The organism is Phaeobacter sp. JH20_26 (genome assembly GCF_048056275.1).
Taxonomy (GTDB): Bacteria; Pseudomonadota; Alphaproteobacteria; order Rhodobacterales; family Rhodobacteraceae; genus Phaeobacter; species Phaeobacter bryozoorum.
Genome location: NZ_JAYMWL010000004.1, coordinates 34,109 through 48,312, shown reverse-complemented (window position 1 = coordinate 48,312; position 14,204 = coordinate 34,109). Strand labels below are relative to the sequence as shown.

Here is a 14,204-nt window from a genome sequence, read left to right as displayed (position 1 = left end):
AGCGGGCCGGACCTGCCGTTCGCACAGGTCAAAGGCTCAGTCGATAACGGTCACGCCGGGCAGGCTGCGGATCAGATCGATATCCGCGAAATAGCGCTCTGTCATCTCATCGACGAATCCCTGCGACCAGCCCGGCAGGTCAATTTCCTCTTCCACCGCATCCTCCGCGTGGAAATAGGACAGGAACAGCTCGCGCACCTGATTGCGCTGCTGTTCCGACAGCTTCGGACGCTCGGCCAGATAGGCCTCCAGCCGCCGGGTGCCTTCCTCCGTCATCGCCTGACGCAGAATATCCGTCTCACCGGTGAACCGGTAGCCCGCGCCCAACCCGGTGACATGTCCCAGTACCTGCGGCCAGACCACCGGCGTTTCCTCATTGCACCAGACGGTGATCGCGCAATCGGGATTTGCGGTCAGGATATCGCCGACCACCTCTGACCAGCGCAGCTCCATCAGGTCGGTATCCCCGGCAAACCCGTACCAATCCTTCTGCGACTGCGCGGCAAACCCGGCCGGCACCAGCGTCGCCGGATTGCGCAGACCCAGGAAAAACTCGCAGCGATGATCGGCAAACACCGCCCGCAGCGCGGCGGTATTGGCACCGGCATTGCGGTAAAGCCGCCCATCATTCAGCATCCAGGCCGGCACGCCCAGAATCGCCGACATCGACAGCACCACCCGCGCCGGATCCGCGTCGCGCAGAACCCCCTCGAGAAAGTCTTCGCACGCCTCGTCGCTGACCCCCTCCTTTGCGGCGCGGCCCTTCAGATCGGTCAGGTCTTTCAGATAGGTTCCCGGTCGGCGCACCAGCACGCCATCCTGCAACAGCCGCGCCGAATCCCGGCGCAGCGACCAGATCAGCTGATCCTCATCGGTGAACGGTGCCCCGATATGCAGCGCAACCGTCAGATCTCCTGCCCCGCCTCCAGATGTGGAGCCGGGCACGCCAGAGATGGTCTGCGGTTCTGTCATCGTCAAACTCCGCCTTGGGGTCGCCGGATCACAACCCGCGGCCCATAACAGGCCGCCCCAGCCCCGATGTCACAATAAGGTTGCCCTTAAGACCATAATTAACGGGGTGTTTGTCTTTGTTTTGTCCCAATTTTGTCCTTAATGCAGCCGCCGCACGCAGGCCGGGCCGATCAGGTGTCAGCCCGTGTGTAGCCAGCCCGCGGAAGAAGAGTCAATGCAACCGCAGGGATTGGTCTGTAATGCCCTTGTTAGAGTCTGGATTTATGGATCCCAAGCGCGCAGCTGGCCCGGAACAGGTCTAGCCGACAAGCTGCTTCGGCGCGGCGTCACCCTTCGCGAGGGGGCGAGGAAAACTCACCTCAAAGACCGCACCACGAGGCTGGGCCGCCGAAACCTGCACGGTTCCGCCCCAGCTCTCCACGGTTTTCTTGATAAACGCCAGCCCCAGCCCGCTGCCTTCGGTCGAGGAGGACAGCCGGTGGAACGGGGCAAAGATCCGCTCGCGGTGTTCCTCCGGGATGCCCGGACCATCGTCGCGCACCGAGATCGTCACCGCATCGGGACCGGTTTTCGCGCTCAGCACCAGATGGCCGCGTTCCCGGTCGTGATGCTGAAAGGCGTTGGCGATCAGGTTGCGCATCACCATGTCAAAGGCGATCGGATTGACCTGTAGTTCCGGCATCCCCGCTTCGATGATCACCTCGAAACCGGCGCGCGGTCCGGCCAGTTCCAGCACCTCATGCAGGCGCTGCGATGGCTCGATCACCTCCGCCTGATGGCTCTCGCTATGGGTGGTGGAATAGACCAGCAGATCCTGCACCAGCTGCATCATCCGCTGCGACAGGCGTTCCATTTCAACCCAGTTGGAGCGGACGCCGTCGGGCAGATCTATCCCGGCTTCCTGCATGTCCTCGGCCACAAAATCAATCAGGTTGAGCAGGCTGAACAAAGGCGCCTTCAGATCATGTGCCGCAATGGCGGAGAAGGTGCGCAGATCCTCATTGACCACCTCCAGCGACCGGGCCTGCGCGGCAATCAGATCCTGCTGTTCCTGCAAGCGGGTCACATCCACCCGCAGGGAGGCAAAATGCCGGGGCCCCAGCTTGACATCACGGGCCTGAAACACCCGGCCATCCGTCGCGCGCACTGTCCGTGGCTCGGATCTTCCACGCTGCAGATCCTCAACAACCTGATCAACAAGGGATGCAATCTGCGCATCGGTGTAGGGGTTTTCGATGGTGCCATCCATATAGGATTTCACGATCATCTGCTGCATCGTCGCGCCCTTTTTCAGGGCCGCCACCATGCCGGGAAAGATCAGTTCAAACCCATGGTTCCAATGCACCGCCCGCAGGTTGTGATCATAGATCACGATGGCCGCAGCCACCTCATCCAGTGCCTCAACCAGCAGTTGGTCGCCAGCGCGATCTCTCAGCAACTGATTGGATTTGTTGCGATAATAATGGAACCAATAGCCCAGCGTCAGGATGACCGCCACCAGAACGGCACCGATCAGCAGGCCCCAGCGCACCAGAATATTGTCCCAGATCGTGCGTGACTGGCCAAACCATTTCTTGTCCAGATCGCGCAGCAAGTTGGCGTCAACACTTGCGGCGATGGCGGCGTCCAGCTCATCGCGCAGCGCCTCCTGCCCCGGCGCCACCAGGAACCCATAGGGGCTGCTGACCAGCGGCGGTGACAGCACCCGGACATGGTCGTCAACCTCAGCCATACGCAGCCGCCGCAGGAAACTGTTGTGGCCTGACACCACCACATCAATCTCACCGGTCAGAAACGGCAGTATCTGGGTGTCCATCGAGGCAAATTCGACCATCTCGGTGAAGGGGATCTGGCGGGCACCGTCAACGGCGAAACTGCCGCTGACCACGCCGATATCCATTCCAGCGAGATCATCCAGCTCGTAGAGCTGATCGCTCTTGCGGACAAAGGCCCGCATCTCAAACGATCCAAGCGTGCGCGTGGCCAGCCCGGCGCTCAACCGCTCCGGCGTCAGCGCCAGAAGCGATGTCACATCCGCCCGGCCCAGACGCAGCTCATCCAGCATACCGGCCGGGTTTGTGTTGGGCTGAAACACGACCTCCCGCCCCGCCGCGCTGGCGATATGGCGCATCAGGTCGATCGACACGCCCTTTGGATATCCGTCAATATCGGTAAAGGAATAGGGCGGGTATTCCTCATAGGTCATCCGGATCGGTTCGGCCTGCCCCATGCTGGCCAAAGTCGGAACACCGACGAGAGCGAAGAACAGCAATACCGCCAGGCGCCGTATCGTGAATGAAAATAGTACCTGCAAGTGCCGTCCCGCTGTGCATACCCCTCAAGCCACCCATCTGGCCAAAAATGTCTGAACCTATCGTTAAAACGGGACGGTACCTACAGTTTTACCCATTAATCCCCGTAAAAAGCACCCCAGCCGCCGAGGTCGACAGCTGGGGCGAACAGAACAGACGGGTGAGTGGCCATTCCGGGCAGCCCTCAGTCCAGGGTGTCCTCGATCAATGCCAGCAGGGCCTCCACCTGCGCGGGGTCGAGGCTGCGGCCCTTGAGGTCGATTCGCACCGCCGTCGGCGCCACCTCAGCCGACAGGTCCCCTCCCGATTGCAGCCGCCGCGCGGCCAGCCGGGTGACCTGCCGGGGGCGCCCGCCACGCGGCTTGGCCTCCGCCACCGGGTCCATATCCGACAGCGCGGTTTCCAGAAGCCGCCATTCGGCCCGCTCATCCGCCGGATCCGCCCCGGCCAGCGCGGCACGCAGGGCGCCCTGCCCGCCCGACCGCAGCGCCGCCGCCAGTTTCAGCCCGGCCTTCTCCGACAGCGCATTGGGATAGCGCAGCAGATCGCCCAGCCCCTCATGCACGGCGGCAAAGCTGCGCACCTTGGAGCGTTTCGCCTTTGACGCCGCCGCAAACAGCGCCTCAACCGCGGCCTCGACCGAGGCAAACACCCCCTGCCCCGCCACCAGCACCGCAATGCGCCCGCGTTCATAGGGCGTCAGATTGGCGCGCAGCTCGTTTTCCTCGATCATCGCCACATAGGCGCCCGCACTGTCCGCGCCCCGCCGCAGAAACGCGGGGATCTCGGCAAACCCGTCTTCGCTCCGGTTCAGCCGCGCATAGGCTTCCAGACGGCGAAAGCCCGACACCAGACCAAAGCCATCGTCCAGCGCGATCACCTCAACCGGGCTGCGCAGACCATGGGCGCGGATAGAACTGATCAGCTCGTCCAGCTCCTCCTCGTCGATCTGCATCCGGTCGCGGCGCAGATAGTCGCGGTCAATCTCGGTCAGCGGAATGCGCAGCACGGTTTCCCCGGCAGTCTCAGCCGCGCGCCAGCGTTCGGCGTCTGCCTTGTCGCGGGCCATCTCGACCCGGTCCGCCACCGCCGCCATCCCGCGCAGCTGTGCCGCCTCGGCCGAGACCTTGGCAATCGGCGGCGCGCTGGCCGGGACGCCACCGGGCGCCGGGTCAAAGGGGTTGATGCCGGGTTTCGCGGCGAAACCTTCCTCGATGGCTTCGATTTCGGATGCGTCGGGGGCGCTCAGCCGTCTGCGTTTTGCCATGTTACTCCGCCTCTTCCATCTGGGTGTCACGCCACCAGCTGCCGATGAGCAGCTCCTTGAACTCCGCATAGGTCCGATCAAAGGTTTCGCGACCGCGTACATAGGTATCGCGGTTGAAGTCGCGATAGTCTGCTTCGTAGATCCCATTCACCTGTTCTCCCGCCTGCCCAACAAGGGCGGTGACATCCTGACGGTAGGCGTTCATGAAATCTCCGAAATAGGCCTGGATCACATTCGCCATGTCCGTCTGCTGACTGGCGTCAAAGCGCGTGATCAGCGCCCTCACTACATCCCATTCAAATTTAATTTCCGGCAAACCCGCCGCGCGCTGTGCCATATTCTCGCCCTCCTCGATGGAGGCGAAGGTGGAATAGAGCATGTCGAAAAACCGCCCCGTCGAGTCAAACTCCAGAAACGATGCCCCCAGCGGCACCAGCAGGATATCCGCCGCCGCCAGCGCGTTGATGGTCAGATAGCCAAGCGCCGGGGGGGTGTCGAGGAAGACGATATCGTAATCGTCCAGAATGCCCTCCTGCTCGAGGAAGTTGCTCAGCGCATCCCACAGCGGCCAGCTGCGCAGCCCCATGCGCCAGACCGGAATCTGGAACTCTGCCCAATACAGGTTCAGCTGCGCGCCGATCAGATCAATATTCGACCAATGGGTTTTCTGGATGACGTTTCGCGACGAAACCCGCAGCGCCTCGTTCAATGTCTCATCCAGCGGCAGTTCCGGCTCTCCGGCGGCGGCGCGCACGGCGTTTTCCGCAACCACGGATTTGGCGTAATCCTTGGCGATCAGCGGAAAGACGGTGGACCATTCGTCCTCAACCTTGCCGCCAAGGATTGAGGTCATCGACCCCTGGCTGTCCAGATCAATGACCAGCACCTTGTAGCCATCCAGCGCAGCCGACATTGCCAGATGCGCCGCCGTCGAGGTCTTGCCAACGCCGCCTTTGAAATTGGCTACCGCCGTCACCTTGGCCGGCACGCCCTTGGGCCGGTAGGGCAGATATTCCTTTGTCGAGATCCCTTCGGAGGCAAAATGCCGCCGCAGCGCCAGCACCTCCTCCAGAGTGAACCATTTGGAGCCGCCTTCTCCCTCGCCCTGCGGCAGGTCGGGGTGGTTCTTCAACACCCGGCGCAGATGCTGTGGCGCGACCGGGATCAGATAGCGGGTGATCTCCCAGGTGGAGAATTTACGCAGCCGTTTTTCGCCGTCGGGCGCATAGCCGCGCCGGGCCAGATCCTCGCGCCCTTTGGTGCACATGGCGGCGGCCTTGGCGAACCGTGTGGTCTGGATCGGATCCGGCAGTTTGGCGGCGGCCTGTTTGGGATCCAGATTGAAATACGGGGGCAGGGGAGGCGATGTCATGTTGCGGCTCGATCTCGGTGCATGTGGATGCGTGTTATCGCGCGTGTTTTCTATTTGCGCTTATATGCCAGAGAATAGGGAACATCTTGCAGGCTGCCTAGGTCATATGGACCCGCAAGGGCAATTTTTGCAGGTGCTTCAATCCACCTCGGCCCGGTTTCGCCGCGAAACGTTCGGCTTTTCCTTGGAAAACTCAAAAATAGATGACAGCTAAACGTTTATATTTTTTAGAATCTTTAGAGTCTTTGGTTCCGGTTTAACATTCAATTACAGTCAGTTACCCCAGTTTGGGGACCCGCATCCGGTACAAGAGGCACCTGAACACGGGATGAAAGGGACCCGTATGCGGGATAACAGGCGCCTGAAAGCGGGGCAAAAGGCGCCGATTCTCAGGATGGCGCTGCACAGCGGTAGTCCGGTGTCAGAGGTGTTGCCAGCCCGATGCTAGACCGAATGACAGCCATAAAACAGAGCCTGTTGCGCCATTTTTGACACTGATTGGCGGAAATCCCTGTTGCGCCCCCAGCGCGCGCTCTGGGCCTCTGCGGCGCAACGGCGGGTCGGATCATGCGATCATGGGGCATCGCCGCGATTCGCAACAGGGCGTCATTTGCCACGATTGATCCCGTGAACGGGTCCCTTTCGGCGTGGCGGTGGCCGCTGCCCGGAACCGGTGCCAAAGACAAATGTCGGCCGACGTAATAACAAAGGAACCCATGTGCGGTTGTCGCATAGGTTCCTTTTGTGGCAGGGTATGGCGCAATTGAGGCCCATGATGACAGGCAGTGATTCCATGGCAGAGCCCGGCTTTGACACAGAGCGGCTGACCGGCGCGTTGACCCGCGAAACGGTCAAGAAGAATGTCGCCGCGATCCATATCAGCGGCAAGCTGACGCTGTTGCAGCGCAAGCTGTCGAATGTGCTGCTGCTCAATGCCTATGACACGCTGACCTCGGCGCGCAGCCATACCATCGACGCGCGCACTCTGGCGATGATGGTGGGGTATAATTCCAACGATATCGACAGTCTGCGCGCCAGCCTGCGGGCGCTGGCCGAAACCGTTGCCGAATGGGACATGCTGGACGAACAGGGCCATCAGGAATGGGGCGTCTCCTCGCTGCTCAGCTTTGCCAAGCTGAAGAATGGGATCTGCGAATATGCCTATTCGCCGGAGCTGGCCAAGAAACTGCACGACCCCAAGATCTTTGCCCTGATCAACGTCAAGATTCAGCGCAATTTCAGCTCCGGTCACGGGCTGGCGCTTTATGAAAACTGCTATCGTTTTGTGCGCACCGGATCGACCGGCTGGTGGGGGCTCGATATCTTTCGCAAGCTGATGGGGGTGGATGGCTCCGCCTATTACGAGAGTTTCAAACATCTCAACGCCAAGATCATCAAACCGGCGGTGGCCGAGGTCAATAAATCCTCCGATATCATCATCGAGCCGCAGACCCGCAAAAAAGGCCGCGCGGTCAGCGAAATCCGTTTCCTGATCCGTGAAAATCCGCAGATGGCGATGTTCCAGATCGACGACAGCGACGGGCTGCGCCAGCAACCGGTCTATAAGGCGCTGCGCGGGCAGGGCGTGTCAGACCGTCTGGCGCGGCAGTGGATCACCGAACACGGGCCGGATTACGTTCAGCAGAAACTGGATTACGTGGCCGGGCAGGGGGCGGTGAAATCGCGGCTTGGCTATCTGCGGGCGGCGATTGACGGCGATTACAGCGCGACAGCAGAGGCCGGAACCCCGCCGCCGATCACAGCCGAGGAGGAGGCCCGCATCCGCGAGGCCCGTCTGGCACGCGAGGCGGAGGCCGCCGCAGAGGCCGCCGCCTTTGACGCCCGCGCCGCAGCCCGCCGGGACCGGGCGCGGCATCTGGAAACTGTCGAGGCGCTGGTTTCGCGGCGAAACCCGACCCAGCGTGACGCAGACAAACGGCTGTTCCTGTCGCGGCTGGAGAGCGATCTGGACCGCGAGCATTTCCGTCAGCACGGCTGGCGCTCGGCGCTCAATGCTGCGGCCATCATCGCCTTCTGGCGTGAGCTGGAGCCGGAGGCCTTCGACAGCTAGCGCGGTCCCGGCAGGGGGCGCAAGGGAACCAACAGCGGTCTGCCGCGTTGGTCCGGCATGGTCTATTTTCTATTCAACCCCTTTGCGCTGAGCCTGCTGCGGACGCTGCTGGCGGTCCTGCTGTCGGGTCTTGCCGCCCTGATCCTGCTGTCGATGCTGACCCAACCGGCCCGCGCGGGCGGAGCGCAGGCGCTGGATCCTGCACCGGTCGGATCTGTCGCGCCATTTGCTCGACCCGCCGCACCGGGGTCGTGACCGCCCGCTGTCATTTTTCACCTGCCTATGCCGCAGGCACCATCGTCAGGAACCCTCGCCATGTCCGCAGACCGTACCGCCGATCATTCCGCCCGTGATTTCGCCTGGGCCTTGCCGATCATGCGGGCGGGCTACGCCGGGCGCGGGCTGGTCTACCTGCTGGTTGCGGGTCTGTCGCTCTGGTCGATCCTGAATGGCGGAGAGGCGGAGGGCACCGCCGAGACGATGCAGCGGTTTCGCAGCGGCTGGGGCATCGCGGTGCTGCTGGTGATCGCGCTGGCGATGCTGGCCTATGCCATCTGGAGGGCCGTGGACGGGATCTGGGATCTTGAAGATTATGGCAGCGACCTCAAAGGAGTGGTGGCAAGGGCCGGGATGATCATCACCGGTCTGGTGCATCTGGGGCTGGCCGCGCTTGCCATCATTGTTGCGGTTGGGGTCAGCCGGGGCGGTGGCGACACTGGCGTCGTACAGCAGCTGTTTGCCTCTCCGATGGGTCAGCTGGCGGCGGGGATCATCGGGGTGATCACCATCGCCGTCGGCTTCTACTATCTGCACAAGGCCTGGACGCAGGGCTACCTTGACCATCTACAGGGCAACCCGGTCACCCGCCATCTGAACATGGCGCTGCGCATCGGGCTGGCCGGGCAGGGGGTTGCAGTGGGCATCATCGGCCTGCTGATCGTACAGGCCGCCACCTATTCCTCCCGCAGCGAGGCGGGTGGTCTGGGGTCGGCCTTTGACTGGCTGCAATCCAAAGCCTATGGCCAGGCGCTGGTGATTGCCCTCTGCCTTGGTCTTCTGGGGTTTGGCCTGTTCTGCTTTGTCAACGCGCGCTACCGGATCGTGCCACGGGCCGATGCCTCCGGCACGCCGTCGCTGCGGCAATTGCTGAACGGCTAAGGCCGTTCCCTGACCAAGCGATCGGGCGACCGCGCCACACCGGCGCGTGCCTCTCGGCGCAGGGGCGGAGCCGGGAGGTCAGGCCAGCACGCGGATATAGCCCGCCAGCCCGGTTTTCTGATGTTCGATCACATGGCAGTGAAACGCCCAGTCGCCGGGATTGTCGGCCACCAGTGCCACCTCGATGATTTCATCCTTCAGCAGCAGCGCGGTATCGGTCCAGTTGGACGGCAGGCTGCGCCGGTTCGACCGCAGCGGGCGGAACACCAGACCGTGTAGGTGGATCGGATGGGCGTTGGGGCTTTCATTGCGCAGCCGCAGGATCACGCTTTCGCCGCGGTTGAGCACCAGCAGCGGGGCGGCGCCGGGGGTGTCGGGAGCGGCAGCGTCACCGGGCCAGGGTTTGCGGTTGATCGACCAGAAGCTATAGCCCAGCGAGCCGCAATAACCGTTCTCCTGCGCGCCGCCTTCGGGCGTCCAGCCAAAAACCAGATCCTCGGTGCGCGCTTTGGTCAGATCCGGCTCAGGCACGTCATTGGCGGGCAGCGGCGACAGCTCGGCCAGATCGCGGCCAAGGCTGGGACCGGTGGCGCGGATCCGGGCCAGACGGCGGGGTCCGCCGGGAAAGTCGGTCATCACATCGACATAGGCGCCTTCGATGCGGGGCATCTGCACCGCGATATCCAGACGTTGGCCGGGTGACAGCAGGGCAGGGGCCGTATCGGTGGGCCAGTCGATGGCCTCGCGCAGCGGGTGACCATCGGCGGCAATCACCTGACCGGAGGCACCCAGCACAAAGGGTTTGTAGATCCGCGTGGTATCGGTGGCCGCAAGCCGCAGCCGCGCCAGCCCGCCGGTGGGGGCCTCATAGGTCGGGTCGCTGTCCCAATTGGCGGTTATGATGGTGCCAAAGGTGCCCGCCCGCGCCGCCCCGCGCGCAGTCCACAGCTTCAGCCATTCGCCATTGGGGCGCAGTCGGAAATCGCGCAGGTTCAGGGCAATATCGGCGTCAAATCCGGGGTCTTCGGCCTCGTCCACCACCAGCACGCCGGTCAGCCCCATGGCCATCTGGTTCATCGTCATGCAATGCGGGTGATACCAATAGGTGCCGGCATCCATCGGGGTGAAGTGGTAGTCGAAACTCTCCCCCTCGCCGATGGGGAACTGCGTCAGATATGGCACCCCGTCCATGGCATTGTCCAGCCGGATGCCGTGCCAGTGCATCGCCGTGTAATCGGGCAGGGTATTGGTGACCCGCGCGGCAAAGGGCTGACCCTGTTTAATGCGGATGACCGGCGGCGGGCCGTCAGGTCGGGTCGAGATCAGATCATCAGTGGGCTGATCGGCGATGGTATAGCGGGCGCGCTGGATATGGATCGGCAGAGGCACCGCCGTGGGTTGGGCGCTGGCCCGCGCCCTGGCCGGGGTGGTGAGCTGTGCGCCCGCCAGCCCCAGTGGCGCCAGCATCCCGGCAGCCCCTGTCAATTGCAGCGCGCGGCGGCGGCTCAGGCGGGGCGAAGGTCTGTCTGCGGTCATGGTTCTACCGGTTGCGGGAGAGGCTGCGGGCAGGCTAGCGGGTTTGGCTGGCGGGTGTAAGATCCGGCGACAGGGCTGCGGCGGAATTACCCGCCCTCTATGTGCCGGTCAGCGAGCCGCGGGCCTGCCGCAGGACGGTGCCGATCTTGCGGAACAGATCGGCGCGCACGCTGGTTGGCCGCCAGCCGAGGGTCACCCGGCGCGGGCAGGCATCGGCAAGCGGCGTCATCACCACATCCTGTCCCGCCGCAACCCCGGCATCGACCGCGAGATCGGGCAGCAAGGTGATCCCCAGCCCCTCGCTCACCATGGAGATCAGGGTGGAGAGCGAGGTGGCAGCAAAACTGTCGTCGCGCTGGATATCGCGATCGGGAAAGGCGCTGAGCGCGTGATGATGCAGACAATGGCCCTGTTCGAGCAACAGCAGCTGTCGCCCGTCCAGATCGGCCCCGCGAAGGGTGGTGTCGGCCCCGGCGCTGAGGTCAGAGGCGGGCGGCGGTGCGGCAAGGTGATAGCCGTCGTCGAACAGATGCAGGGTTTCCAGCCCGGAGGCGGCATAGGGTTCGGCATAGATCACCAGATCCAGCCGCCCGCTGTGGACGCCTTCCAGCAGCTGGCCGGTCAGTTCCTCGCGCAGGTAGAGTTGCAGATCGGGAAAGCTGGATTTCAGCGCAGGCATGGCGCGGGGGATCAGGAAGGGGCCGATGGTGGGGATTGCGCCCATTCGCAGGGTGCCGCCCTCGGGTCTGGCCTGCGCGGCGGCAAGCTCCTCGATCTCGCGGCTGTCCTGCAGCAGCTTGCGGGCGCGTTCGGCAATCTGGGCGCCGACCGGGGTGAGGATGACCGAGCGTTTGGTACGCTCTGCCAGGGTGACGCCGAGCCGCTCTTCCAGCTCCCGCAGGCCGACGCTGAGCGTCGGCTGGCTGACAAAGCATCTGGCGGCGGCGCGGGAAAAGTTCAGCTCATCCGCAACCGCCACAAGGAAGCGCAGCTGTCGCAGGGTGAGGCTGGTGTTATAGGGGGCGTCTATCATCTTGCGGTTTTTAATCCGGTTTTACGAAGGCAGGCAAGCTGTGCCGATCAGGTTCTCGCCCCGACTCAGGTGGCATGTGCTAGGGTGGGCGACAGCAGGGGACGGGGAATTTCTGATAGCTATTTCCTATATAAGAAATCCTGATTTATCATTTCTTATAATCACGATCCACTGCTAGCCTTTGCCCGGAGAGGCCCGGTCCCGGCGTATTGTCAGGGAGGAATGCCGGCGCGTCATGACCCAAGACCCAGGAGAGACAACATGCAGCAAGGTGACGGAAACACAGGCGGAAAATGCCCGGTTCTGCACGGAAGCAACACCAACACCAGCGCCGGTGTGGCAGATTGGTGGCCCAATGCGCTGAACCTCGACATCCTGCACCAGCACGACCGCAAGACCGACCCGATGCCCGAGGGGTTCGACTACCGCGAGGCGGTGAAATCCCTGGATGTTGAGGCGCTGAAGGCGGATCTGACGGCGCTGATGACCGACAGCCAGAGCTGGTGGCCCGCCGATTGGGGCACCTATGCGGGTCTGATGGTGCGGATGGCCTGGCATTCGGCGGGCACCTACCGCGCGGCGGATGGCCGGGGTGGGGCGACCACCGGCAACCAGCGCTTTGCACCGCTGAACTCCTGGCCGGACAACGTCAATCTGGACAAGGCGCGCCGTCTGCTGTGGCCGATCAAACAGAAATACGGCAACAGCCTGTCCTGGGCCGATCTGATCGCACTGGCGGGCAATATTGCTTATGAGTCCGTTGGCTTGCCGACCTATGGTTTCTCCTTTGGCCGCGAGGATATCTGGTCGCCGGAAAAAGACGTCTACTGGGGCGCGGAAAAGGAATGGCTGGCCGCAGGGCGCTATGAGGATGGCGCGGATCGTGACTCGCTTGCCAATCCGCTGGCGGCCGTACAGATGGGCCTGATCTATGTGAACCCCGAAGGTGTCGGCGGCGAACCGGATCCGCTGCGCACGGCGCAGGATGTGCGGATCACCTTTGAACGTATGGCAATGAACGACGAGGAAACCGTGGCGCTGACCGCAGGGGGCCACACCATCGGCAAGGCGCATGGCAATGGCCGCGCCGATGCGATTGGCAATGATCCCGAAGGCGGCAGCCTGATCGAACAGGGTCTGGGCTGGAGCAACAGCAACGGCACCGGCCATGGGCGCGACACCATGTCCAGCGGCATCGAAGGCGCCTGGACCACCAACCCGACCAAATGGGACAACGGCTATTTCTACCTGCTGTTCACCTACGATTGGGAGCTGAAGAAAAGCCCGGCAGGCGCCTGGCAGTGGGAGCCGGTCAACATCAAGGAAGAGGACAAGCCGGTGGATGTGGAGGATCCCTCGATCCGTCACAACCCGATCATGACCGATGCGGATATGGCGATGATCAAGGACCCGGAATACCGCAAGATCTCCGAACGGTTCTACAAGGATCCGGCTTATTTCGCGGATGTCTTTGCCCGCGCCTGGTTCAAGCTGCTGCACCGCGATATGGGGCCGCGCAACCGGTATATCGGCCCGGAGGCCCCGCAGGAGGATCTGATCTGGCAGGACAATGTGCCCGCTGGCAGCACCGGCTATGATGTGGCCGCGACCAGGCAGCTGCTGCGCGATTGCGGCCTGTCGCAGGCCGATATGATCGCCACCGCCTGGGACAGCGCGCGGACCTTCCGTGGATCTGACCTGCGCGGCGGGGCCAATGGCGCCCGGATCCGTCTGGCGCCGCAGAAGGACTGGGTTGGCAATGAGCCGGAGCGTCTGGGTCGCGTGCTGGAAACCTATGAAGGGATTGCCGAAAAGAGCGGCGCGAGCCTGGCCGATGTGATCGTTCTGGGGGGAGCTGTGGCGATTGAGGCTGCGGCAGAGGCTGCCGGTTTCGCCACCGAGGTGCCCTTTGCCCCCGGTCGTGGCGATGCCAGCGCCGAGCAGACCGATGTTGCCTCTTTTGCGGTGCTGGAGCCGGTGCATGACGCCTTCCGCAACTGGTTGCAGGGTGATTTTGCCGCCTCTGCGGTGGAGATGATGCTGGACCGGGCCCATCTGATGGGGCTGACCGCCAAGGAAATGACGGTTCTGATCGGCGGCCTGCGGGTGCTGGGGGTCAACCATGGCGGCCGCAAGCATGGGGTCTTTACCGACCGCGAAGGCGTGCTGAGCACCGATTTCTTCGTCAATCTGCTGGACATGGGCAATGTCTGGCGCGCGGCGGGCGATGAGGTCTATGAGGTCGCGGATCGCCAGAGCGGCGATGTGAAATGGACCGCCACCAATGTGGATCTGGTGTTCGGCTCCAATTCCATCCTGCGCGCCTATGCCGAGGTCTATGCCCAGGATGACAACCGCGACAAATTCGTCAGAGATTTCGTCGCAGCCTGGACCAAGGTGATGAACGCCGACCGGTTCGATCTGCACTGACCCCATCCGATTTCACGGATGATGAGCTAAACGACCCCGTCCGGCAGCTGATG

The 14,204-nt window shown here is 63.1% G+C and carries 10 protein-coding genes; 4 read left to right on the top strand and 6 right to left on the bottom strand.

The genetic code is table 11. The annotated features are described in order from the left end of the window. Positions 1-36: 36 nt before the first annotated feature. The 4 genes from VWY60_RS01615 to VWY60_RS01600 all read right to left on the bottom strand — a co-directional run bounded on the left by VWY60_RS01615 (position 37) and on the right by VWY60_RS01600 (position 5,923). Complete coding sequence (locus VWY60_RS01615) at positions 37-972, bottom strand: hypothetical protein (protein ID WP_416539698.1); 936 nt, start codon at positions 970-972, stop codon at positions 37-39. Between the two features lie 298 nt (positions 973-1,270). Then, the gene (locus tag VWY60_RS01610; RefSeq protein WP_416539697.1) at positions 1,271-3,286 is read right to left on the bottom strand and encodes an ATP-binding protein; all 2,016 of its coding nucleotides are present in this window, start codon (positions 3,284-3,286) and stop codon (positions 1,271-1,273) included. Between the two features lie 182 nt (positions 3,287-3,468). Continuing rightward, a complete protein-coding gene (locus tag VWY60_RS01605; protein ID WP_416539696.1) occupies positions 3,469-4,551 on the bottom strand; it encodes a ParB/RepB/Spo0J family partition protein in 1,083 nt (360 codons plus the stop codon). Between the two features lies 1 nt (position 4,552). Continuing rightward, on the bottom strand, positions 4,553-5,923 hold the full coding sequence (locus VWY60_RS01600; RefSeq protein WP_340547776.1) for an AAA family ATPase: 1,371 nt from the start codon (positions 5,921-5,923) through the stop codon (positions 4,553-4,555). A 793-nt stretch (positions 5,924-6,716) separates the two neighbouring features. Between VWY60_RS01600 and VWY60_RS01595 the strand changes: the two genes are divergently transcribed. The 3 genes from VWY60_RS01595 to VWY60_RS01585 are packed head-to-tail and all read left to right on the top strand — an operon-like array spanning position 6,717 to position 9,152. Beyond that, the gene (locus VWY60_RS01595) at positions 6,717-7,994 is read left to right on the top strand and encodes a replication initiation protein (protein WP_416537900.1); all 1,278 of its coding nucleotides are present in this window, start codon (positions 6,717-6,719) and stop codon (positions 7,992-7,994) included. Positions 7,995-8,051: 57 nt separating this feature from the next. Continuing rightward, the gene (locus tag VWY60_RS01590) at positions 8,052-8,249 is read left to right on the top strand and encodes a hypothetical protein (protein ID WP_416535313.1); all 198 of its coding nucleotides are present in this window, start codon (positions 8,052-8,054) and stop codon (positions 8,247-8,249) included. A 60-nt stretch (positions 8,250-8,309) separates the two neighbouring features. Then, positions 8,310-9,152 (top strand): DUF1206 domain-containing protein, encoded by an 843-nt coding sequence (locus tag VWY60_RS01585; protein WP_416539695.1) that lies wholly within the window; start codon positions 8,310-8,312, stop codon positions 9,150-9,152. Positions 9,153-9,230: 78 nt separating this feature from the next. On the opposite strand, the gene VWY60_RS01580 is transcribed toward VWY60_RS01585, so the two are convergent. Together VWY60_RS01580 and VWY60_RS01575 are read right to left on the bottom strand one after the other, a co-directional pair. Further along, on the bottom strand, positions 9,231-10,688 hold the full coding sequence (locus VWY60_RS01580; protein WP_416539694.1) for a multicopper oxidase family protein: 1,458 nt from the start codon (positions 10,686-10,688) through the stop codon (positions 9,231-9,233). Between the two features lie 97 nt (positions 10,689-10,785). Next, on the bottom strand, positions 10,786-11,721 hold the full coding sequence (locus tag VWY60_RS01575) for a hydrogen peroxide-inducible genes activator (RefSeq protein ID WP_416539693.1): 936 nt from the start codon (positions 11,719-11,721) through the stop codon (positions 10,786-10,788). 261 nt (positions 11,722-11,982) lie between these two features. On the opposite strand from VWY60_RS01575, the gene katG reads away from it, so the two are divergent. Next, the gene (gene katG, locus VWY60_RS01570) at positions 11,983-14,151 is read left to right on the top strand and encodes a catalase/peroxidase HPI (RefSeq protein WP_416539692.1); all 2,169 of its coding nucleotides are present in this window, start codon (positions 11,983-11,985) and stop codon (positions 14,149-14,151) included. Positions 14,152-14,204 lie beyond the last annotated feature (53 nt).

Excerpts from the sequence above, each read along its gene's own strand:
- VWY60_RS01615 (WP_416539698.1), bottom strand. The coding sequence starts at position 972 with ATGACAGAACCGCAGACCATCTCTGGCGTGCCCGGCTCCACATCTGGA.
- VWY60_RS01605 (WP_416539696.1), bottom strand. The coding sequence starts at position 4,551 with ATGGCAAAACGCAGACGGCTGAGCGCCCCCGACGCATCCGAAATCGAA.
- VWY60_RS01600 (WP_340547776.1), bottom strand. The coding sequence starts at position 5,923 with ATGACATCGCCTCCCCTGCCCCCGTATTTCAATCTGGATCCCAAACAG.
- VWY60_RS01595 (WP_416537900.1), top strand. The coding sequence starts at position 6,717 with ATGGCAGAGCCCGGCTTTGACACAGAGCGGCTGACCGGCGCGTTGACC.
- VWY60_RS01590 (WP_416535313.1), top strand. The coding sequence starts at position 8,052 with ATGGTCTATTTTCTATTCAACCCCTTTGCGCTGAGCCTGCTGCGGACG.
- VWY60_RS01585 (WP_416539695.1), top strand. The coding sequence starts at position 8,310 with ATGTCCGCAGACCGTACCGCCGATCATTCCGCCCGTGATTTCGCCTGG.
- VWY60_RS01580 (WP_416539694.1), bottom strand. The coding sequence starts at position 10,688 with ATGACCGCAGACAGACCTTCGCCCCGCCTGAGCCGCCGCCGCGCGCTG.
- VWY60_RS01575 (WP_416539693.1), bottom strand. The coding sequence starts at position 11,721 with ATGATAGACGCCCCCTATAACACCAGCCTCACCCTGCGACAGCTGCGC.
- katG (WP_416539692.1), top strand. The coding sequence starts at position 11,983 with ATGCAGCAAGGTGACGGAAACACAGGCGGAAAATGCCCGGTTCTGCAC.